At 37.3% G+C, this 23,177-nt stretch carries 20 protein-coding genes and 2 riboswitches; of the genes, 15 read left to right on the plus strand and 5 right to left on the minus strand.

Annotation, left to right across the window (positions count from 1 at the left end):
* The first annotated feature begins 5 nt into the window (after window positions 1–5).
* Window positions 6–109: riboswitch (glycine riboswitch) on the plus strand.
* 185 nt (window positions 110–294) lie between these two features.
* From gcvT to I580_RS06610, 8 genes are all read left to right on the plus strand, one after another.
* Window positions 295–1,380, plus strand: a complete 1,086-nt coding sequence (gene gcvT / locus I580_RS06575) for a glycine cleavage system aminomethyltransferase GcvT (protein ID WP_010771175.1) — start codon at window positions 295–297, stop codon at window positions 1,378–1,380.
* Between the two features lie 24 nt (window positions 1,381–1,404).
* Window positions 1,405–1,788: a glycine cleavage system protein GcvH gene (gene gcvH, locus I580_RS06580; protein WP_010771176.1), complete on the plus strand. Its 384-nt coding sequence runs from the start codon at window positions 1,405–1,407 to the stop codon at window positions 1,786–1,788.
* Window positions 1,789–1,791: 3 nt separating this feature from the next.
* A complete protein-coding gene (gene gcvPA / locus I580_RS06585; RefSeq protein WP_010771177.1) occupies window positions 1,792–3,108 on the plus strand; it encodes an aminomethyl-transferring glycine dehydrogenase subunit GcvPA in 1,317 nt (438 codons plus the stop codon).
* Entirely contained in the window at window positions 3,105–4,550 is a 1,446-nt protein-coding gene (gene gcvPB / locus I580_RS06590) for an aminomethyl-transferring glycine dehydrogenase subunit GcvPB (protein WP_010771178.1), read from the plus strand. The genes gcvPA and gcvPB overlap by 4 nt, the downstream gene beginning before the upstream one ends.
* Window positions 4,551–4,867: 317 nt before the next feature.
* The gene (lpdA, locus tag I580_RS06595; protein WP_010771179.1) at window positions 4,868–6,250 is read left to right on the plus strand and encodes a dihydrolipoyl dehydrogenase; all 1,383 of its coding nucleotides are present in this window, start codon (window positions 4,868–4,870) and stop codon (window positions 6,248–6,250) included.
* Window positions 6,251–6,416: 166 nt separating this feature from the next.
* Window positions 6,417–7,604: a M20 metallopeptidase family protein gene (locus tag I580_RS06600; protein ID WP_010771180.1), complete on the plus strand. Its 1,188-nt coding sequence runs from the start codon at window positions 6,417–6,419 to the stop codon at window positions 7,602–7,604.
* 35 nt (window positions 7,605–7,639) lie between these two features.
* Entirely contained in the window at window positions 7,640–9,304 is a 1,665-nt protein-coding gene (locus I580_RS06605; RefSeq protein WP_010771181.1) for a formate--tetrahydrofolate ligase, read from the plus strand.
* A 234-nt stretch (window positions 9,305–9,538) separates the two neighbouring features.
* A complete protein-coding gene (locus tag I580_RS06610) occupies window positions 9,539–10,171 on the plus strand; it encodes a hypothetical protein (protein ID WP_010771182.1) in 633 nt (210 codons plus the stop codon).
* Between the two features lie 43 nt (window positions 10,172–10,214).
* Here I580_RS06610 and I580_RS06615 read toward each other — a convergent pair whose 3' ends face one another.
* A complete protein-coding gene (locus I580_RS06615; RefSeq protein WP_010771183.1) occupies window positions 10,215–11,324 on the minus strand; it encodes an ABC transporter ATP-binding protein in 1,110 nt (369 codons plus the stop codon).
* Between the two features lie 185 nt (window positions 11,325–11,509).
* Here I580_RS06615 and mgsA point away from each other — a divergent pair, with 185 nt between their 5' ends.
* Together mgsA and I580_RS06625 are read left to right on the plus strand one after the other, a co-directional pair.
* Complete coding sequence (gene mgsA / locus I580_RS06620; RefSeq protein ID WP_010771184.1) at window positions 11,510–11,932, plus strand: methylglyoxal synthase; 423 nt, start codon at window positions 11,510–11,512, stop codon at window positions 11,930–11,932.
* Window positions 11,933–12,004: 72 nt separating this feature from the next.
* A riboswitch (THF riboswitch) is annotated at window positions 12,005–12,103 on the plus strand.
* Window positions 12,104–12,267: 164 nt separating this feature from the next.
* A complete protein-coding gene (locus I580_RS06625) occupies window positions 12,268–12,804 on the plus strand; it encodes a folate family ECF transporter S component (RefSeq protein WP_010771185.1) in 537 nt (178 codons plus the stop codon).
* Between the two features lie 55 nt (window positions 12,805–12,859).
* Here I580_RS06625 and I580_RS06630 read toward each other — a convergent pair whose 3' ends face one another.
* Window positions 12,860–14,623, minus strand: coding sequence for an ABC transporter ATP-binding protein (locus tag I580_RS06630; RefSeq protein ID WP_010771186.1), 1,764 nt, complete (start codon window positions 14,621–14,623; stop codon window positions 12,860–12,862).
* On the minus strand, window positions 14,620–16,344 hold the full coding sequence (locus I580_RS06635; RefSeq protein ID WP_010771187.1) for an ABC transporter ATP-binding protein: 1,725 nt from the start codon (window positions 16,342–16,344) through the stop codon (window positions 14,620–14,622). Before I580_RS06635 ends, I580_RS06630 begins: the two co-directional genes overlap by 4 nt.
* Window positions 16,345–16,722: 378 nt before the next feature.
* Between I580_RS06635 and I580_RS06640 the strand changes: the two genes are divergently transcribed.
* The 3 genes from I580_RS06640 to I580_RS06650 all read left to right on the plus strand — a co-directional run bounded on the left by I580_RS06640 (window position 16,723) and on the right by I580_RS06650 (window position 19,680).
* The gene (locus I580_RS06640; RefSeq protein ID WP_010771188.1) at window positions 16,723–17,568 is read left to right on the plus strand and encodes a putative ABC transporter permease; all 846 of its coding nucleotides are present in this window, start codon (window positions 16,723–16,725) and stop codon (window positions 17,566–17,568) included.
* Window positions 17,569–17,796: 228 nt separating this feature from the next.
* On the plus strand, window positions 17,797–18,972 hold the full coding sequence (locus tag I580_RS06645) for a 3D domain-containing protein (RefSeq protein WP_010771189.1): 1,176 nt from the start codon (window positions 17,797–17,799) through the stop codon (window positions 18,970–18,972).
* 138 nt (window positions 18,973–19,110) lie between these two features.
* A complete protein-coding gene (locus I580_RS06650; RefSeq protein WP_010771190.1) occupies window positions 19,111–19,680 on the plus strand; it encodes a GNAT family N-acetyltransferase in 570 nt (189 codons plus the stop codon).
* Between the two features lie 22 nt (window positions 19,681–19,702).
* Here the strand turns inward: I580_RS06650 and I580_RS06655 are convergent, their stop codons facing one another.
* Window positions 19,703–20,218, minus strand: coding sequence for an LURP-one-related/scramblase family protein (locus I580_RS06655; RefSeq protein ID WP_034860232.1), 516 nt, complete (start codon window positions 20,216–20,218; stop codon window positions 19,703–19,705).
* 40 nt (window positions 20,219–20,258) lie between these two features.
* Window positions 20,259–21,128: a Cof-type HAD-IIB family hydrolase gene (locus tag I580_RS06660; RefSeq protein WP_010771192.1), complete on the minus strand. Its 870-nt coding sequence runs from the start codon at window positions 21,126–21,128 to the stop codon at window positions 20,259–20,261.
* Between the two features lie 188 nt (window positions 21,129–21,316).
* Here I580_RS06660 and I580_RS06665 point away from each other — a divergent pair, with 188 nt between their 5' ends.
* Together I580_RS06665 and pta are read left to right on the plus strand one after the other, a co-directional pair.
* Window positions 21,317–22,000: a uracil-DNA glycosylase gene (locus I580_RS06665; RefSeq protein ID WP_010771193.1), complete on the plus strand. Its 684-nt coding sequence runs from the start codon at window positions 21,317–21,319 to the stop codon at window positions 21,998–22,000.
* A gap of 153 nt (window positions 22,001–22,153) precedes the next feature.
* Window positions 22,154–23,134 (plus strand): phosphate acetyltransferase, encoded by a 981-nt coding sequence (gene pta, locus I580_RS06670; RefSeq protein WP_010771194.1) that lies wholly within the window; start codon window positions 22,154–22,156, stop codon window positions 23,132–23,134.
* Window positions 23,135–23,177: the final 43 nt, after the last annotated feature.

Here is a 23,177-nt window from a genome sequence, read left to right on the forward strand (position 1 = left end):
GATGGAAGAAAGTTACGGGAGAGACTAGTCATAGCACCGAAGGAATAAATGATCAGTGGCGCAAATCATTGAACATGAAGATCTCAGGTAAAAGGACCGTAATTGGACATCACTCTGGAAAGCGGATGCACCGAAGGAGCAACTCTTCAGATGAAGACGAATCTCTCAGGTTTTGTACAGAGGAACAGGCATTTCTTTAAGATGCCTGTTCCTCTGTTTTTATATAGTCATTTTGGCTTGGAGGTGCCATATATCAATTACAAAAAAATATGAAGAAGCAAAGGAGTAGAAAAGATGGATTTGAAAACACCTTTATATGACGCACATCTTGAAGCTGGCGGGAAAATGGTTTCATTTGCTGGATATACACTGCCTGTTCAGTATAAAGATAGCGGCGTGATCAAAGAGCATTTAGCTGTTCGCAACCAAGTAGGATTATTTGATGTTTCCCATATGGGAGAGGTCGTTTACGAGGGAAAAGATGCTTTAGCGAATTTGCAGTATTTATTAACAAATGATTTTAGTAATTTAGAAATAGGTCGTGTGAGATATACCTTGATGTGTAATAAAAACGGCGGTGTGATCGATGATCTACTCGTTTATAAATGTAGTGATGAAAAATATTTATTAGTCGTCAATGCGGCGAATCGTGCAAAAGATGTTGCATGGATGAAAAAGCACTTATTTGGTGAAGTCGAATTTTCAGACCAATCGGATCAATTTGTTCAAATCGCATTGCAAGGGGCATTTGCGAAAGAAATTATTGGAAAATTAACGAAAGAAGAAGAGATACCCAAAAAGTATTATAGCTTTACTGAACACGCCGATGTTGGCGGTGTGACGTGCCTTTTATCACGAACAGGCTATACAGGAGAGTTTGGGTACGAATTGTACTGTAAACCTGAAGACGGGCTTAAATTGTGGAATCTGTTATTAGAAACAGGTCAAGCATACGGCATCATACCGTGTGGTTTAGGAGCGCGTGACACTTTACGTTTAGAAGCAGGAATGCCACTTTATGGTCATGAAATGACGGAAGAAATCACTCCGCTTGAAACAGATCTAAGTTTTGCAGTTAAGATGAAAAAAGAAGATTTTATTGGTAAACAGGCAATCCTTGATAAAGGTGAACCTAAGATCACTCGGATTGGACTACAATTAACGGACCGAGGTATTGTTCGTGAAGGAGCAAATGTTTATTTTAAGGGAAATAAAATTGGTCAAACCACTTCAGGCACTATGTGCCCGTTTATCAATAAAGCATGCGCAATGGCATTAGTTAAAAAAGGGATTGTAGAAATCGGTTCATCAATAGAAGTTGAAGTTAGAGGCAAGAATCTCACAGCTGAAGTTGTTGCAATACCATTTGTAAAAAAATAATTAGAAAAGAAGGAGTCGGTTAATATGGCAAAGGCAGAAGAATTGAAGTTTTCAAAATCACATGAGTGGGTACTTTTTGATGAGGATAAAGTAAAAATTGGTCTTTCTGATTACGCACAAGATCAGTTGGGAGATATTGTTTTTATCGATTTACCAGATGAAGGAGATGATGTAACGAAAGGTGAATCATTTGCAGATATTGAATCTGTTAAAGCTGTTTCAGAAGCGTATTCTCCACTTACAGGAACAGTAATTGCAATCAATGAAGAGTTGATGGACAGCCCAGAGTTAATTAATTCTGCACCATTAGATTCATGGTTGATTGAAGTGGAGGGAGTCGAAGAAATCGAGGATTTATTAAGTGCTGAAGAATATAAAACATTCTGTGAAGAATCTGAGGAGGCATAATGAATGGGTAATTATCTTGGATCAACAGAAAAGCAACAGCAAGACATGCTGAAAACAATCGGCTTAACGGATATGAGCGACCTCTATCGTTCTCTTCCTAAAGACATGATCGTAGAAACACTTGATATTCCAGCTGGAAAGTCAGAATTCGAAGTGCGTCGCATCGTGGAAAATATGGGGAAGAAAAATAAAGTCTTTTCAAGTATTTTTCGTGGTGCTGGTGCGTATAATCATTATATTCCCGCTATCGTTAAACAAATTTCGGCAAAAGAAGAATTTATGACATCTTATACACCGTATCAGCCTGAAATTAGTCAAGGGTTATTACAGTCGATTTTTGAATATCAAACCATGATTTGTGAAATTACTGGAATGGACGCGACAAATGCGTCGGTTTATGATGGACCAACAGCTGCGGCAGAAGCTATTAATATGTGTTTAGAGAAAAAACGGCTGAAAGTCTTGATTTCAGAAACGACAAATCCAATGACGATCCAAACAGCCTTGACTTATTTTAGCTCAAGAGAAATCGAATTTGTGATGATTCCAGAGAAAGATGGGTTGACCGATGTATCGGTATTGCAAGAAAAACTGGATGATACGAGCGCATGTTTTATTGTTCAGCAACCAAACTACTATGGTGGAATCGAACCAGTTGAAGCGATAGCAGAAATGGTCCATGCTGCAAAAGCCAAATTTATTATGAGTGTCAATCCTGTTGCGAGCACAATACTGAAAACTGCAGGGGAAGTCAATGCGGATATTGCAGTCGGTGACTCACAACCATTTGGCTTACCACTAGCTTTTGGTGGACCATATATTGGCTTTATTGCCACAAAAGAAAAAATGATGCGGAAATTACCTGGTCGTATTGCAGGAGAAACAGTGGATGAAGCAGGTGAGCGAGCATTTGTTTTAACCTTGCAAGCCCGAGAACAGCATATTCGCAGAGAAAAAGCGGCATCGAATATTTGTTCAAATCAAGCCCTGTGTGCGTTAACTAATGCAGTTTATATGAGTACAATGGGTCCACGCGGCATTCAGGAGGTTGCTGAGCAATGTTATAGTAAAGCTCATTATTTAGCGGATCAACTAACTCAAATCAGTGGGGTAAAACGAAACAATCAAAGTCCTTTTTTCCATGAATTTGTTACAAGTTTCCCTGTTTCAATTGACGTCGTGTTAACAAAATTGGAAGAACACGACATTTTGGGTGGCTATCCTACAGATGAAGGGTTGTTATGGTGTGTGACAGAAATGAATACGAAAGAGCAAATCGATGAAGTCGTGGCTTTGGTGAAGGAGGCGTGTGAACAATGAAATTGATTTTTGAACGTAGCGTAGACGGATACTACAATGATATGATTTCGCCCTGCGATGTACCGACCACTGCACTTCCAGAAGCAATGAAGCGTCAAAAAGAGCTACATTTACCAACACTTCCTCAACCAGAAATCAGTAGACATTATACTGAATTGGCGAATGCAACCTTTGGAATCAATGACGGTTTTTATCCATTAGGTTCTTGTACAATGAAATACAATCCGAAAATCAATGATGAAATGGCGGCTTATCCAGCGTTTGCTAACATCCATCCACTTCAACCGCAGCATACAGTTCAAGGTTCTCTTGAAGTGTTTACTATGGCTGAAAGTTTATTAAAAGAGATTACAGGGATGAATGCGATTACGTTTCAACCGGCAGCAGGCGCGCATGGTGAATTTACAAGCTTACTAATGATCAAAGCTTACCATGAAAAAAATGGTCAGCCACAACGAAATAAGATTATTGTGCCTGACTCAGCTCATGGAACAAATCCTGCAAGTGTGGCAATGACCGGTATGATTACCGTTAATATTCCATCCGATAAATACGGTTGCGTAGATATTGAAGCCTTAAAAGAAGCGGTTGGAGAGGACACCGCAGGTTTGATGTTGACCAACCCAAATACAGCAGGTATTTTCGATAAAAATATTTTAGAAATTACAAAAATCGTTCATGATGCTGGTGGATTGAATTATTATGATGGAGCCAATCTAAATGCCATTATGGGTGTTGCTCGTCCAGGAGATATGGGCTTTGATATTATTCATTTGAACTTACACAAAACATTCTCTACGCCTCATGGTGGTGGTGGGCCTGGATCAGGTGCTGTAGGCTGTAAAACGTTATTAAAACCATTTTTACCTAATTATTATCCAGTAAAAGAAGGGACAGAAATTTCATTTACAGAGCCTGAATACTCGATTGGTATGGTCAAAGGATTTTATGGTCAATTTTCAGTATTTTTGAGAGCATTGACGTATATTCTATTTTTAGGATCAGAAGGGATTTCATCAGCATCTAAAAGTGCTGTATTGAATGCGAATTATATGCTTCATGAACTAAAAGATATTTTTGAAGTGCCATATGGCGAAACATGTATGCACGAATTTGTTATCAGTTTAGATAAATTAAAAAAAGAAACTGGTGTGACAGCATTAGACATGGCTAAAGGAATTTTGGATCATCACATGTATCCACCGACAATGTACTTCCCGTTAACAGTGCCAGAAGCTTTAATGGTCGAACCTCCGGAAACCGAATCAAAAGAAAGATTGGATGATGCGATTGCAGTCTATCGCAAACTTTATGATGAAGCATATAAAAATCCAGAAGTCTTTCATGAGTATCCACTACATGCTCAAATCCATCGAGTGGATGAAGTAAGGGCGGCTAGAAAGCCAATTGTTCGATATGATTTTGGTGATAGTGATAGCTAAGTAAGGGTGCTATTTGACTAGTGTAATTGTCTAACTTCATGAGCTAGCTCTACTTTTAAGTTAGCTAGCTTGACAGGCTAGTCTCTCGAGAAAAAGATAAAATATACTTCTGGCAAGGAGCGCCATTCTTATATTTTCCTATTTTCTTGTCGAGACTGAACGAGCCTGTTCAGCTTTTAAAGTTATCTAGCGTCACAGAACAGTTCCCTCAACAAATAGACAAATCATCTGAAAGTCAAAAAGCGACTTTAAGTTGATTTCCTAATTTGCTGGGGAACTAGACATTCTGTTCAGCTTTTAAAGAAAGGAGGAAAGGTATGCGTTATGATTTAATCGTTATTGGTGCAGGTCCTGGAGGCTATGTTGCTGCAATCAAAGCAGCTCAATTGGGGATGAGAGTGGCCTTGGTTGAAGGGAATCGTGTTGGTGGTACTTGTTTAAATCGTGGTTGTATTCCGACGAAAGCGTTACTGCATTCAGCGGAGACGGTTCGCAAAATAAAGAATGCGAGTACTGAAGGGATCCATATTAAGGAACTTCAAATAAACATGGAAGAGGTCTATGAAAAGAAAAATAAAGTTGTTGGTAATCTAGTACAAGGCATCGAAGGATTGGTCAAAGCAAATAATATTGAACTAATTTTTGGAGCGGCTAAAATTATCAAGCCAGGAGTCATCGAAATAGCTGGCACGATATATGAAACAAAAAAAATCATGATTGCAACAGGTTCAAAACCAGCGCTACCACCAATTCCTGGTAGTGATTTACAAGGTGTTGTGACAAGCAACGAGATTTTAACTGAAGCGAAGAACTATGAAAGTTTGATTATTATCGGTGGTGGTGTGATTGGTGTGGAATTTGCGACGATTTTTAATGCATTGGGTTGCGCTGTAACAATCATTGAAACGGCCGATACACTACTTCCCAATTTTGACAAAGAAATCGCCAAAAAATTAGCCATGACTTTAAAAAAACAAGGAATCAAAATAGCAACGAAATCAATCGTTACCAACATTTCCGAAGAACAGCAGTTAACATGCACCTACACTTCTAATGGTAAAGAGAATGTTATAACTGGTGATGCTGTTTTGATTGCGACGGGGCGAAAAGCAAATTTTGAAGGGTTATTTACCTCTGAACTGGCTATCAAAATAGAAGACCAAACAATTTGGGTAGATGAGAACTTTGAAACATCTGTTAAAGGTATTTATGCAATTGGTGATGTAGCTAGCCAAGGAACACAATTAGCGCATTTAGCTTCTGCTCAAGGGGTAAATGCTATTTTAAAAATGAATCAACAACCAATAGAATACAATTTAGAGATAATTCCATCTTGTGTCTATACAACACCAGAGATTGCTTCTATTGGTATGACAGAAGCCAAGGCGAAAGAGTTAGATATACCAGTTAAAATCGGCAAGTATAACATGGCGGGTAATGGAAAAACCATGATTGCTGGTACCACATTAGGATTTATCAAAGTTATTGCTGAATCTGAAAGTGGGAAAATTATTGGTGCTCAATTAATGTGCGACCGTGCAACGGATATGATTAGTGAATTTACAACAGCAATCGTGAATGGCTTGTCGATTCATGAAGTGACTTCAATCGTTCATCCTCATCCAACGTATAATGAAGGGGTAGGCGAAGCTTACGAAAATCTTCTGGGACTTGGGATTCACACAATTCCTAAAAAATAACAGAAATTTAGCAAATATTCTGAAATATTTGGTACTATATAGTAAAGAAGATTTTAATTCATTCGCTTTGGTTGTATCGTTGGGAAGTTGAGCCACTACAACAGTCAATTGACCGATAAAGAGCAGTCAAAAGTCACTTAGCTTTAAAAGAAAAGGAGAAAAATAAATGCTGACAGAAAAACAAAAAAGCTTTGCCAATGGTTTAGAAGCAGAACTGATTCAAATTAGAAGACACTTGCACCAGCACCCGGAAATTGGGATGGAATTGCCAAAAACTGTCGCTTTTGTAAAAGAAAAATTAACAGAATATGGTTATGAACCGAAAGCTTGTGGAGAGTCTGGCATTACAGTGTTAGCGGGAAAAAAAAGCGGTAAAACATTCCTATTACGTGGAGACATGGATGCTTTGCCCATCAGGGAATTAACGGACTTACCATTTAAATCTGAAAATGGATATATGCATGCTTGCGGTCATGATATGCATACTACGATGTTGCTTGGGGCTGCTAAGATTTTGAAAGAATTTGAAGATGACCTAACTGGACAAGTAAAATTGTTGTTCCAACCTGGAGAGGAGATTCTTTCCGGTTCTAAAGATTGTATTGAACATCAGGTCTTAGAAAATCCCAAAGTAGATGCTGGTATGATGATCCATGTATTTCCATTTAAAGGATTTAAAGCAGGTCAAATTATACCAACACCAGAAGGAACTTTTATGGCCAGCGCAGATTGGTTTGAGATTAATATCAAAGGACGAGGTGGTCATGGCTCGCAACCGGAAACATCGATTGACCCAATCAATGTAGCAGTTCATATTTACACTGCTTTACAAGAACTTTCTGCAAGAGAGATTGGCTCAGAAGAACGTTTTGTTTTAACCATCGGTGAGTTTACAGGAGGGACTCCTGGGGCGTCAAATATTATTCCAGAAACAACCGTAATGAAAGGAACTTTACGAACCTTGAAAGAAGATGTTCGTACACAAGTCAAAGAACGAATGATTGTAATGGCAGAAAACATTGCCAAAGCTTTTCGGGCAGAAGCAGAAGTGATTTTCACTAACGGTTGTACCACGAATGTGAACGATCCAGACTTGACAGCATTTGCAAAAAAATCATTAATTGATACTTTCGGAACTGAACGAATCGTTGCAATTCCAACATCAACTCCGCTGATGGGCAGTGAGGATTTTGGAGAAATCAGTCAGCTGATTCCAACGACAACCGTCCTGTTAGTAGCGTCAGAAGAAAATATCAATCTTCATAATCCAGCTATTGTTTTTGATGAATCCGTCTTAATTGAAGGCGCAAAAGTATATGCAGATACAGCGATATCTTGGTTGAAAAAAGACTGATAGTATGAAAAACATAGTAAAACGGAGGGGAAAAAGTGGTTAAATCAGATATTGAAATTGCACAAGAAGCAACGATGCTGCCGGTTACTAAAGTAGCAGAAAAAATTGGATTGAATGAAGAACAATTTGAATTATACGGAAAATATAAAGCAAAAATTGATGTAAACAAAATTAAAGCTGATAAAAAAGGGAAAGTCATTCTAGTGACGGCAATCACACCAACACCAGCTGGTGAAGGGAAAACAACAACCGTTGTTGGTTTAGGTGATGGGTTAAATCGAATTGGACAAGATGCGATCATAGCTTTAAGAGAGCCTTCTTTAGGACCTGTTTTCGGGATTAAAGGAGGAGCAGCAGGTGGCGGATATGCTCAAGTTGTGCCAATGGAAGATATCAATCTCCATTTTACTGGTGATTTTCATGCCATCGGTGCGGCGAATAACTTATTAGCAGCCATTATTGATAATCATATCTTTCAAGGAAATGAATTAGGGATCGATAATCGTCGAATCACTTGGAAAAGAGTAGTGGATATGAACGATCGACAATTGAGACATGTGGTCGATGGTTTAGGTGCTCGTGTCAATGGTGTTCCTAGAGAAGATGGTTTTGAAATCACTGTTGCATCAGAAATCATGGCCATTTTATGTTTATCAAATGATATCGAAGATCTAAAAGAAAATCTAGCCAATATCATAGTCGGCTATACCTATGATAATCACCCTGTCACAGCGAGAGAATTGAATGCTCAAGGCGCAATGACTGCTTTACTAAAAGAGGCGATCAAACCTAACCTGGTTCAAACGTTAGAAAACAATCCTGCTTTGATCCACGGGGGCCCATTTGCAAATATTGCTCATGGGTGTAACAGTGTAATAGCAACGAATACTGCTAGAAAGCTAGCGGAATATGTTGTGACTGAAGGTGGTTTTGGTGCTGATTTAGGCGCGGAGAAGTTCATCGATATCAAATGTCGAAAATCTGGAATTCGTCCTTCGGCAGTTGTCGTAGTGGCAACTGTTCGTGCTTTGAAAATGCATGGCGGCGTGTCGAAAGATCAACTAGGCATTGAAAATGTAAGTGCCCTTAAAGAAGGGTTGCCGAATCTTTTAAAACACATCGAAAATACAACAACTGTTTTTGGATTACCTACGGTTGTTGCAATCAATAAATTTCCAACAGATACTGAAGCGGAATTGAATCTTGTAAAAGAAGAGTGTCAAAAACGAAATGTCAATGTGGTTTTATCGGATGTGTGGGAGCATGGTGGCGCTGGTGGAGAAGAGTTGGCGAGAGAGGTTGTTCGTTTAGCTGATCAAGAAAATAATTTTTCATTTACGTATTCAGATGAATTGTCAATCAAAGAGAAGATTCAAGCAATCGTAGAAAAAATTTATGGTGGAAATGCTGTTCGTTATGAGCCGATTGCCGAAAGAGAAATTGCTAAACTAGAAAAACTTGGTTTTGGCAACTTGCCAATTTGTATGGCGAAAACACAGTATTCATTTTCAGACGATCAAACTAAATTAGGAAGACCAACTGATTTTACGATAACAATCAGTAATATCAAAATATCAGCTGGAGCAGGTTTTATAGTGGCATATACAGGCACTGTGATGACGATGCCTGGGCTGCCGAAAAAAGCAGCTTATGAAAAAATCGATGTGGATTCTGATGGGAAGATTATTGGTTTGTTCTAAGTTGAGAAAGTAAAAAAGAATAAGTACTGAGGTTGGGAAGAAGTGTTTAACTCTGAAGGCGTTGTTTTTGCTCCCACCGTTTATTCGGATTTCTTGTGGCTAGGATGTGACTCGTAGAGTTATGACTTAGCCACATTTTTAGATTGAAATAAATCTCTTATGTGTCTTGACACATCTGTTTTTTTCTCGTAAAATAAACAATGTTAGATATGTCAAGACACATCGGAGGAGAATATGAAAAAAAATTCAGTTAGACATTTAACGATTGCAGCATTGTTAGTAGCAATGGGGATTATTATTCCTATGGTTATGCCAAGAATTGTGATAGGACCAGCTTCTTTTACTTTAGCCAGCCATGTGCCATTATTTTTAGCAATGTTTTTTTCACCAGGAATAGCGGTTGCTGTTAGTTTAGGTACTGGTTTTGGTTTCTTTCTTTCAGCTACGCCGATCATTGCGATAAGAGCACTTTCTCATTTACTTTTTGCATTGATAGGGGCATTTTATTTACAGAAACATCCGACGATTGTTTTAACGAAGAATAAACTTGTTTTGTTTAATGGTCGTTTTCAACTATTTAATTTTGGAATTGGCTTAATACATTCTGCTGCAGAATTAGCTGTAGTAAGTGTTTTTTATACGATGGGAAATATGCCAGAGACGTACTATGCACAAGGATACATGCACTCGATCTTTTTATTGATGGGCATTGGCGGACTGATTCATAGTTTGATCGATTACAACATTGCCTATTTTGTGGCGAATGCATTAAGTAAACAATTTGATATTCCAGTATTTAGCCAGGCTAAAAAATTGGAACAAGTAAAAGTGAATAATCTTCCCCAAGAAATTGAAGCACAACAATAAAAAATGAGCAGCAGACAAATATCTGCTGCTCATTTTTTATTGTTTAAGGTAATTTGATGACTTGTTCAGATTTTGGATCGAAGAAATGTGCTTTACTGATATTAAAGGCTAAGTCAACCATTTCTTCAGGTTCATGAAAATCTCGAGCATCTACTTTTGAAATAAACTCAGTATCACCTAATCTTGTATAAAGCATTGTTTCAGCACCTAGTAATTCAGAAACAACAACCTCAGAACGAACGACTGCATCATTCATTGTATCCAAAGCTACTTGTTCACTATGAATATCTTCTGGTCTAATTCCAAAGATAATTGATTTTCCTTCGTAGCCTTTTTCAACTAATAATTTATTTTTGCCTTCAGGAATTTTTAATTCTAAACCATGCCCATCACGGATGATACCATTGTTTAACGTAACATTGAAAAAGTTCATAGCAGGAGATCCGATAAATCCAGCAACAAAGACATTATTTGGCATATTGTAGACTTCTTTAGGTGAACCAATTTGTTGTATAAAACCATCTTTCATGATGACGATTCGATCGGCCATTGTCATGGCTTCTGTTTGGTCATGGGTAACATAAACTGTAGTTGTTTCTAAACGACGATGTAATTTAGCAATTTCAGCACGCATTGCCACACGTAATTTTGCATCTAAGTTAGATAACGGCTCATCCATCAAGAAAACTTTTGCATCTCGAACAATTGCTCGACCTAATGCGACACGTTGGCGTTGTCCACCTGATAAGGCCGCTGGTTTACGATGTAGATATTCTGTTAAACCCAAAATTTCACCAGCATTTTCTACACGTTTTTTGATTTCTGCTTTGTCATATTTACGTAGTTTCAATCCAAATGCCATATTATCAAAAACAGTCATATGAGGGTATAGAGCATAGTTTTGGAACACCATGGCGATATCACGATCTTTTGGTGCAACGTCATTCATCACTTTGTCACCAATCGAAAGTTCGCCTTCAGTAATATCTTCCAGACCAGCAATCATACGAAGTGTTGTAGATTTACCACAACCTGATGGACCAACAAAAACGATAAATTCGCGATCTGCAATTTCTAAATTAAAGTCTGTAACAGAATAATTTTCTGCATTGTCATATTTTTTATAGATATGTTTTAACGCCATTTCTACCATTATCGTCACTCTTTTCTTTTTAATATATCCATAGTATAAATGAAAGCGCTATACATCTTCAACGGAAGGTTGCACAAGAAAAAAACTGCTTTTTCGTCAAAGTGACAAACGTTCGATCATTCCTTTAACTTTAAGATGGAAGACTTTGTTATAATGGGGAAAAGAATTGAATTGGGGGAGTAATGATGAAGATTGCATTAATAGCACACGATCGCAAAAAAGACTTAATGGTTAAACTGACATTGGCATACCAACCAATATTAAAAGAACACGAGCTATTTGCCACAGGAACAACAGGATTGAAAATATCAGAAGCTACAGGATTATCAGTACATCGATTTAAATCGGGACCATTAGGTGGTGATCAGCAAATCGGAGCGATGATTTCAGAGGATAAATTAGATATGGTGATTTTTTTACGAGACCCTTTAGCTGCACAACCTCATGAACCAGATGTAACAGCATTGATTCGTTTGAGTGATGTTTATGAGATTCCTTTGGCTACGAATATTGGGACTGCAGAGATCTTACTAAGAGGTTTACAGGCTGGTTTTGCGGACTTTAGAAATGTGGTTCATAAAACAGAGAATAAACCGCTGTCGTTTTGATTGTTTTTATTAAAGTTTGTTGCAGCAAGGTAAGGAATATGCTATATTTCACTTAGGCTTAGGCCTAAATAAAACAGAGTAGGAAATAAAGCGTTAAGTGCTGAAAGGATGGGATGTTGCCTTTCGGACGAAGAATATATAAGAATAGTGGTATAGCTACATGAAGCAGTCTTTGAGGAAAATAGATAAAGTATCAGTGAAACAAAGAACGTTTCAATGCTACTTTCCTAATTTTCAAAAGAGATAACCAGTTCGTTCCACTTTTCTATATTCGCGGTTTTGTTTTCGCATTCGCTGCATATTTTGTGTAGCAGCTCTTAGAGGAGATGCTAGAAATGAAAAAAAGAAACATTGATACACGTACCATTACGCTGATGAGTTTATTGATTGCGTTGATGGTGGTTTTCACACGATTTATTTCGTTTGAAACCCAATTTTTACGAATTAGTCTAACCTTTATTCCAGAGTCGTTAATGGGGATTCTTTTTGGTCCATTCTGGACAGGGATTGGTAGTGCAGTAGCTGATACGGTTGGTATGCTGTTATTTCCAAAAGGACCATATTTTCCTGGTTTTACCTTGAATGCATTTATTTCAGGAGCGATTTACGGGTTCTTCTATTACAAAAAGGAGTTAACTTGGCAACGAGTAATCTTTGCAACGCTATCTGTTACGTTGATTATTCATATGTTTTTAACCCCCCTATGGTTAGGACTAATGTATGGCGTAAATATCTCCAACTTGGCTTGGTGGGCGCCTAGAATCGTGAAAAATATTATCTTTTTCCCAATTCAAGTAGTCGTCACTTATTATCTAGGGAACAAAGTCCCTTATAAACAATTTTTGAATAAATCTTTAACCAATTTAAAATAAAAAAAAGACCTCAAACTTTCTAACATCCCATGGAAAGTTGAGGTCTTTTTCTGAACTACAATTGATTTTTGAATTGAGCTTCGTACAATGCACGATAATAGCCATCTTGTTTATGAATCAATTCATCATGATTCCCAATCTCTACCACAGCTCCTTGCTCCATGACTAAGATTTTATCTGCATTCTTAATGGTGGAAAGTCGGTGAGCAATCACAAAACTTGTCCGTCCTTCCATCATTTGTAAAAAGGCATCTTGAATTTTTTTCTCAGTTAAAGTATCAACTGAACTGGTTGCTTCATCTAATATCAACATTGGCGGATCACTGATCATTGTTCGAGCAATCGTCATCAGCTGTCTTTGACCTTCTGAAATTTTGATTCCGCTAGTCCCGATTAGTGTATCTAAACCTTTAGGTAAACGAGTCACAAAATCAAAAATATAAGCTTTTTTCATAGCAGCTTCGATTTGAGCATCTGTTGCTGTTGGGTTACCGTACGTTAAATTATCACGGATTGTACTATCAAACAACCAAGTATCTTGTAGCACCATACCAAAGTTTTTTCGTAAACTATCTCGTGTGACGTGAGTGATTTTATGATGATCGATTGAAATTTGACCATTGTCTACTTCGTAAAAACGCATCAAGAGATTAACTAAAGTTGATTTTCCAGCACCTGTTTTTCCAACTATGGCAATCGTTTCACCAGGTAAGGCCGTTAAATTGAAATTTTGAATCAATGGTTTTTTCGGTGTATAAGCAAAATCCACATGTTCAAAGACCACTTTTCCTGTAACATTGCTTAAAACAAATGCATGTTGACCATCTGGCTTTTCTTCAGGCTGATTAATGATTTCAAACGTACGGTCTAATCCAGCCAACGCCGTCTGGATTTGGGTAGTGATCCCTGATAATTCAATAAACGGTTTAGAAAATTGGCTAGAGTAGATTGTGAAGCTTGAAATCACACCAATCGTAATTGCCTGATGCCCACTTAGTAACAATAATCCGCCAACAAGACCAATCGATAAATAAGCTAAATGATCAACGAAACGTGACAGCGGATTTGTTAATGAAGAAGAAAACTGTGCTTTTTGTCCGCGCACATATAATTCTTGATTCAATGCTTCAAAACGTTTTTGAGAAACACTTTCTTGTTGAAATGCTTTAACGATTTTTTGATTGCCAACCATTTCTGAAACGAAACCTGAAATTTCTCCTACGATTTTTTGTTGGGCGGAAAAATTTTTCTGAGAGGATTTAGCAACCAACCAATTGACTAAAAAAATAATAGGTGTAGCGACTAGAACAACTGCTGTGAGTAATGGGCTGAGTTTAAGCATAAAGAAAAACGCAATAATCACTACAGATAACCCAGAAAATAACTGATTGAAAACAGCCGAGCAAGCAACGGAAATGTTATCCATGTCATTTGTAAAACGACTGACGATATTTCCGTGTGAAGTCTGATCATAATAATTTAATGGTAAACGATTTAAATGCGCAAAAGCATCTTTTCGTAATTCTGCAACAGAAAGGTAAGAAACCCGGTTACCTAATCGTTGAATCAGCCATTGACTGATAACGGTAATAACTAGAATCCCACCTAATGTGCTAAGTAACTGCATAAGAATCACGAAATCGACATTGCCTTTAGCAATCATTGTATCGACAGATTTTCCCATATAATACGTCATTAAAACCGTTGTTAATCCACTCAAAATACCTAGAAAAACAGCGGCAACCATTTCTTTTGGATAGCGAAGTAAGTAAGGCATAAAACGATTAAATGAGTTAGATACCATTTTTTTGTTCATCATTTTTCGCTCTCCTCCTCTTGTGATGCAACGATTTCTTGATAGGCTGGAGAATGCTGCAATAATTCCTCATGTGTACCTAAACCAACTTGTTTGCCACTTGCCAAGACTAAGATTTGATCCGCCTGTTGAATCGAACTGATTCGTTGAGAGATTAGAATCAATGTCGTCTCTTTTAAGTCTCGTTGAAGGGCTGTTCGTAAGTTTAAATCAGTTTGGTAATCCAATGCGCTTAAAGAGTCATCTAAAATTAAAACATCTGGTTTATGAATCAAAGCACGAGCAATTGTTAAGCGCTGTTTTTGACCACCTGAAAAGTTTTTTCCACTTTCATATACTTGTGTATCCAAACCTTCGCTTAGATTTTCGACAAACTCTTTACATTGAGCAGTTTCCAAGGCTTGCCAACACTCTTCATCAGTCGCACCTTCTTTTCCCCACTGGAGATTTTCCCGAATCGTACCCGTGAATAAAACAGCGGTTTGTGGTGTGATTGCGATTTTTTTACGTAGTTTCTCAATAGACCAGTCACGAACATTGATACCATTTACGAATAGATTTCCTTCACTAGTATCATAAAAGCGGGGAATCAATTGAGTTAATGTACTTTTTCCACCACCTGTAGGTCCTGTGATACCTAAAACGGAGCTAGCTGGGATATTTAAGGAAATGTCTGTTAAAGCTAACCCTGCTTCTGGTTGATAACGGAAGGAGACATGGTCAAAAATGATGCCTTTTTCGTGTTCTTTAAGAGAATTATTTGGAGTATCAGACTGAATACTTGGTACAACAGACAAGACTTCACTTACTCTTGAAGCGGATGCTGATGCACGAGTGAAAATAATGACTAAATTTGATACTACGATTAAAGCAAGCAACATTTGATTCATATAATTTATCAAAGCGAGTACTTCCCCTTGTTGTAGCCCCCCAATGTTTACTTTGATTCCACCAAGATAAAGCAGGGCTAAAATACCAAGATTCATTACTAATGTCGTAGCAGGAGTTAATAAAGCAGAGATATTAGAAACACGAATATAAATAGAAGAAAGGTCATCGGTTACATCATTGACATGTTTTTCTTCAGTTTGTTTTCTAGCAAAGGCGCGAATGACTCGAACCCCGCTTAAATTTTGACTGATTTGACGATTTAATAAGTCGAGCTTTTCTTGAACTTTTTTATATAATGGCACAGTTGTTTTTATAATAAAATAAAGAATCAGGCAAAAAAGCGGCAACATCAAGAGAAAAATCAGCCCCATTTGCACATTGATGTAAAAAGCCATAATAACAGAACCAATACTTAAAAAAGGCGCACGAATCACTAAACGAATCAACATCGCCAAAGCTAACTGCAACTGATTGATATCATTTGTCATACGTGTGATCAAGGTATCCGTGCCAAAACTGTTTAATTCAGCATGGGAAAGCTGATTGATTTTTTTCATTAATTGATTTCTCAATTCTGTTCCGAAACCTTGAGAGGCAATAGATGAATAATATTGACAAATCATCACACAGATTAAGCCAATAATAGACATCAAAAGCATCCATCCGGCCATTTGAAGCACGTAAGACCGATCATTATTTCGAATTCCCTGATCAACCAAACGGGCCATAAATAAAGGCAAGACTAATTCGAAACAAGCCTCTAAAAATTTGAAAAATGGACCAAGAATAATCTGTTTGCGGTATTTTTTTGCATATTTTAGTAAATCGATCATAGGTTCCTCCTTATTTTAAAAGCGGAATGGGCTCGTCCAGCCTCGACAGAAAAATAGGGAATTTTGACTGAGGTGCATTTTACCTCATGCAAAATTTATCTTTTTTCCGAGAGGCAAGCCCATGTAGCTAGATAATAGAAAAGTTAGAATGGGCTCGTCCAGCCTCGACAGAAGAATAGGAAATTTTGACTGAGGTGCACTTTACCTCATGCAAAATTTATCTTTTTTCCAAGAGGCAAGCCCATGTAGCTCCATATCGTCTAATGCAAAACTTTCCTTCTATTGTATATCAATCTGCCATCATAATAAAGATACTCGCATAAAACCATAATTATTTGATACAATGACTAGCAAATGCTATTTTAAAGGAGAAAATATATGAATGAATTTATTAAAATCGTTTTATTGTTTTTCATTTATTCGTTTATCGGCTGGCTATGGGAAACTGTTTATTGCTCATTAAAAGCTGGAAAATTTGTGTATCGTGGATTTTTAATCGGCCCGTATTGTCCAATTTATGGTTTTGGTATTGTAAGTGTCTTATATTTTTTAGAACCATTTAGACAAAATATCGTGGTTTTGTATCTATTATCAACAATCTTAGTAACAATTTTAGAGTATCTCACAAGTTACGGATTAGAAAAATTGTTTCATGCTTCTTGGTGGGATTACAAAGATGTACCGTTGAATATCAACGGTCGAGTCGCATTACCTGTATCACTTTTTTGGGGGATCGGCTGCGTGTTGATTGTTCGTGTCATTCACCCCAAAGTAATGATAGTAGAGCTTTTTCTATCTGAAAAATTTGGGTTGATCTTGCCAATTATTTTATTGATAGTTATTGTTCTTGACTTAGTTTACACGTTGGTCAATATGCAATCGTTCAAAAAAGTTACAACACAAATTAGTGCAGCAATAGACGAGCGTAAGCAAGAGTTATCTTCAGCATTGAATGAAAAACGCGATGAATTATCGGAAAGTTTTTCTGATTTAAAAGAGTCTGTAGCTGAAGAAATCAGCGAGCGGAAACGGACAAAGAGGTTGGAACGAACTTCATTGATAGAAGAATTTAAAAATACGCCATCGATCAAAAAATTAGTAACCCATATGAGTTACAATCAAAAGCGTTGGGTGCGAAATTATCCTAATTTAAAGCTGAAAAATGTGAAAAATCTTTCTGAAGTTCAACAAATCATTAATAAAAACAAAAAAAATAGTAAATAAGTTATAGGAAGTATAACAGTCTTTTTTTGTGTCTTATAGTTGCTTGAAACGTTTTTATATAAGCGTTTCAAGCGATATCTTTAAGATGGAATGAAACGGATGAAACGTGATAATGTTACAGATAAAAAGGAGTTTTCGCTAAAACGTAATAAATTGTAACGTTATTGAAATAAAATAGGCGTCATAGATTAGTATAATAGGTGGAGTTGGATTTAGTTAGGAAAGGTGTTGGATTCAGTGAAAGTAAAAAAATTGATACCATTTTTAGCTGCTATCATGCTAGTAAATGTTGCCCTACCACTCGGCGCTGCAGCAGAGTCATTAGATGAGCTGAAGGATAAAGAAGCACAAGCCGCACAAACAGGAGCATCACTTAGCGAAGATATCAATACAGCTTTGAATGATGTTAATGAAAAATACGCTGAAATTGAAAAATTGAAAGCAGATATTTCAAAAGCTGAAGAAACAATCAAGAACTCTGAAGCCGAGATCGAAGTAACAGAACAAAGTATTGCACGCCGTAAAGAAGTCGTTGGAAATCGTATGAAAGATGTCCAATTAAGTGGGGAACAACGGACATGGCAAGTATTGTTAGATGCTGAAAGTGTGTCGGATTTCTTTAATAAAGCGTATGCGATGACGGTCTTACAAAATGCAGAAAAAGAAAAAATAGATAGACTATCTAAAGATAAAGAAAAATTGTCTGATCTTCAAAAAACTGTAAAAAGTAAACAAGAAGAATTACAAACCAACGAAGCTAAATTACAGGATGAAGCATCAGCAATGGATGAACAAGTTGTTACATTAAAACAGCAATTATCTGATAATCAAGCGGCGTTACAACAAATCGCCAGCCAAAAGCAAACAGAAGAAAAACGAATTACAGATGAGAAGAAAGCAGCTGAAGAACGTAAGCAACAAGAGGCAGCCAAAGAAGCGCAAAGAAAAGCTGATATTATTGCTTCATCAAGTTCAAGTAGCAGTTCATCATCAAGTAGCGAAACAAGTAACAGTTCAAGTTCAAGCTCTAGCAGCGAAGAACAACCAGTTGTTACACCACCTTCTCAACCAGAAGAAATACCAAATACTGGTGGAAATACAGGGAATGGTGGAGCGAACGGTCGAGTACTTTACATGCAATCAACTGCCTATTCATGGAGAGAAGCCGGCTCTGGTTTTATTACAGCAACAGGGATTGATTTGCGCTCTCAAAGTAATGTGATTGCGGTTGACCCAAGTGTAATACCACTAGGATCATTTGTTGAAGTAGAGGGTTACGGATTTGCGGTTGCAGGAGATACTGGCGGCGCAATCAAAGGAAACATTATTGATGTGCATTTTCCAACAGTCGATCAATGTTTGACTTGGGGACGCAGAAACAATGTGAAAGTTACAATTCAATAAGAATGCGAAGACACTCTGATGAGTGTCTTTTTTTGATTGCTTTTGAGAGTTACTTAAATGATTATTAAAAAACAGCTGAATGTAATGCATTAATAAACAATAAATGGTACACTTCAATAAAGAAAGTGAGGAATAACAATGATTCGTTTTGCAACAAAAGAAGACGGAAAGGCTATTGCTCCGTTAATTTTAGTTATTTTAAAAGATATGGAATTACCTTTATTAGAAATTATCCCAGAAGAAACTCTGTTGGCTGTTTTAGCTGAAGCTGTCGCAGATCCTACATACCGCTATGGTTATCAACGTGGTCTAGTTTATGAGGAAGCAGGAGAAGTTGCAGGTATTGCTTTTGGGTACCCTAATGAAGACGAACCAATAATTGATGAACCCTTAAAAAAAGTATTACGTAAGTACAATTTGGATGAAGAAATCAGAATATTTATTGATCCAGAAACATTGCCTGGTGAATGGTACCTAGATTCAATTTCAGTAGACGAAAAATATCGTGGTTTAGGAATTGGCTCTAAATTATTAGATGCCTTACCAAAAATGGCTAAAAGAGCTGGGAAAGAAGTGATTGGCTTAAGTGTCGATAAAGGGAATCCCAACGCTAAAAAATTGTATAGCCGTAAAGGATTTAAAGATGTTGCTGAGATGATGATCAGCGGGCATTTATACGATCATATGCAAAAAAAAATCAACGGATAGTATCCGCTGATTTTTTTTTGATTCAACAGGTTCCCCAACCAATAATCGGTTTATGCCCCTGATTTTTTTTCTTGTTGTATAACCAATAATCCAAAACCGCCGCAACGCAAATACATACAGGCGCATCTTCATCATCGGCCACTACCAAACTAAAATAATCGCCTGAAAAAAGAGTAGCCTTACTCATCTCCATGATTTTATGATTGACTTGATAAATAGAGTACTGGTGATTTTTTATATCACCTAAAACAGTCCAATGGAGATGTTGAATGTAATAAAAATCAGCATTTAAATTTAATATTTTGCGAAGAACGCCAACCTTTTCAAAGCCTTTATACAATTCAAAACGCGAACCAAAAGCAAACGATGTCTGTCTGATACTAGCGACTAGTTCACCATCCATTGCATAGAGAGAAAGGACATCACCACGAGTACCCCAGCGTCCAACAAGTAAGAAAATGGACTTGCCGTCCTCATCTTTGACAAGTGTTCTTGTGACTTTGCTCAACTGTTGTTCTTGAATAAAAAACTCAGACACCATATCTCACCTCTTTTCAGCGTTTTTAGTCATTCAATGGTTACAAATCTTCTCTGATCGCGCGGAGTATCGCTTCACCTACACCGTTTTCTAAATTAGTTGATGTAATGTATTTTGCGTGATCTTTGACTTCAAGTTCAGCATTCCCCATGGCAAAACTGACACCAGCCCATTGTAACATGCTAACATCGTTAAAGTTATCACCGATGGTCATGACCTCTTCTTCTGATATTCCACGCTCTTTTGCAACGTGAGCAACTGCAATTCCTTTTTGTGCATTTTTATGATTGACTTCAATATTATTTTGGGCAGATGAAGTAACAACTAAATCATTTAACTGTCTAATTTCAGTGCTTGCAGGTGCCAATACTTTTGGACCATCCATACTGAAACCAATAATCTTTAAGACTTCAATATCAGGTTGTTGAATTAATGTACGCATATCTTCAATGTAAGTGATATCCAACAAAGATAAGTGAGCAGCAGCCATTGCGATTGCTACTTTGTAGGTTAAATGAGGCATTGTTGTTGCAATATGAGCAGCAAAATTCTCAATTCTTTTTTCTTGACGCTCAGAATAAATCCCTTTATTCGTAGAAACTTCAAAATATACATCATGGGTATCTAAAATATCTAGAATCTCAGTTGTAGTTTTTTTATCAATACCAGCAGTAAAAAGTGAATTACCAGCTTTATCAAAAACTTTAGCACCATTCAAGGTGATCATCGCACATTCAATCCCGGCGTCATCTAGAGCAGGTTTTGCTTCTGTATAAGCACGCCCAGTAGCAACCATAAATTCAATACCCAGTCTTTCAGCTTCTCGGATAGCAGTAGCGTTGTCTTTAGAAATTCCCATTTTTGAATCCAGTAAAGTTCCATCCATATCTGAAGCAATTAATTTAATCATAAAATTTTCTACTCCTCGTTTATTTAACTTATCTATAGTTTACCATGTTTTTTCGGTTTCAGTGCAGAAAAATTCTCTTGTCACTTCATTAAAAATCCGATATGCTAAAAGTGTAAAAAAAAGCTGTCAGAATAAAAGCTATTAATTATTAATACCTAAAAAAAGAATCAAATGAAGGAGGGCGACTAATGAAAGCAATTATTCATAATAGTTGGCAGGAAGTTTTAGAGGAAGAATTTACAAAAGAGTATTATTTACATTTAAGAGAATTTTTAAAACAAGAGTATAGCGAGCAAACAATTTACCCAGATATGTATCATATTTATTCTGCATTAGAATTAACTCCTTATGAAGATGTCAAAGTCGTGATATTAGGACAAGATCCTTATCATGGGCCTAATCAAGCTCATGGGTTGAGTTTTTCTGTGCAGCCAGGCGTGAGAACACCGCCGTCTTTGATGAACATTTACAAAGAACTTCAAGCTGATTTAGGGTATTCACCAGTTTCACACGGTTTTTTAGAGAGCTGGGCAAAACAAGGCGTTCTTTTATTAAACACTGTTTTAACTGTTCGTAACGGACAAGCCTATTCTCATAGAGGGCAAGGGTGGGAACAATTAACTGATGCGATTATTAAAAAACTGAACGAACGTGATAAGCCAATTGTATTTATTCTATGGGGCAAACCAGCGCAAGAAAAAATCAAAATGATCGATACGAGCAAACATATTATTATAAAATCCCCACACCCAAGTCCTTTAGCTGCTCACCGTGGTTTTTTTGGATCGAAGCCATTCTCAAAAACGAACCAAGCTTTGGAACAATTGGGAGAGACGCCAATCAACTGGCAGTTACCTGATACAGTGTCATAAAACAGGACGTTCTGTTATAGTGCAGTGGGGTGAGTTTGTGAAAAGAATATCAGAATCAGCATTTTTTCCACTAATACAGCTAGAAATAACTGTTATTTTCTTGAAGAATGGTGTATGATAAGTTTGTATAAATAATCAGTTGGAGGGTATATCGTGGAATTATTCGATAGCTTAAAATTTAAAGTCATTCGCCGTAACATCAAAATTGTTTTTCCAGAAGCAACAGATCCTCGTATTTTAGGGGCTGCAGCTCGCTTGAAAGCAGAAGAATTAATGGAACCGATCTTGATTGGGAAACAAGAAGCCATTGTGGAAGCGGCTCATGCTCGCGGAATCAAGGCATCTAACTTTACGATCATCGATCCAGATAATTATGATGGATGGGAAGAAATGGTTACAGCGTTTGTTGAACGTCGTAATGGTAAAGTCACTGAAGAAGATGCACGCAAGATTTTGAAAGATGTCAACTATTTTGGAACAATGTTAACTTACATGGGACTTGCTGATGGTATGGTCAGTGGTGCGATCCACTCAACTGGAGACACTGTTCGTCCAGCCTTACAAATCATCAAAACAAAACCAGGTGTTAGCCGTACAAGTGGTGCAATGATCATGGTTCGTGGCCGTGACCAAGAAAAATACATCTTTGCAGATTGCGCAATTAATGTAAATCCAACAGCCCAAGAGTTAGCTGAGATTGCCGTTGATAGTGCTAAAACAGCTGAATTATTCGATATCGAGCCAAAAGTTGCAATGATGAGCTTTTCTACAAAAGGTTCTGCGAAAGCACCTGAAGTTGATAAAGTCGTTGAAGCAACAAAAATCGCGAAAAGCTTAGCGCCTGAACTTGAAATCGACGGCGAATTACAATTTGATGCTTCATATGTAGCGTCAGTTGCACAATTAAAAGCACCAAATTCACCTGTTGCAGGACAAGCGACAGTCTTTGTTTTCCCAGAATTACAATCAGGAAATATTGGCTACAAAATTGCACAACGTTTAGGTAACTTTGAAGCGATTGGTCCAATCTTACAAGGATTGAACAAACCAGTATCTGATTTATCTCGTGGAGCAAATGAAGAAGATATTTACAAATTATCTATTATTACTGCTGCACAAACATTAATGAACTAATGAATACTATAGAGAACTAAAACAAAACGTTCAGCGTTGTGTC

Source organism: Enterococcus caccae ATCC BAA-1240 (genome assembly GCF_000407145.1).
Taxonomy (GTDB): domain Bacteria; phylum Bacillota; class Bacilli; order Lactobacillales; family Enterococcaceae; genus Enterococcus_L; species Enterococcus_L caccae.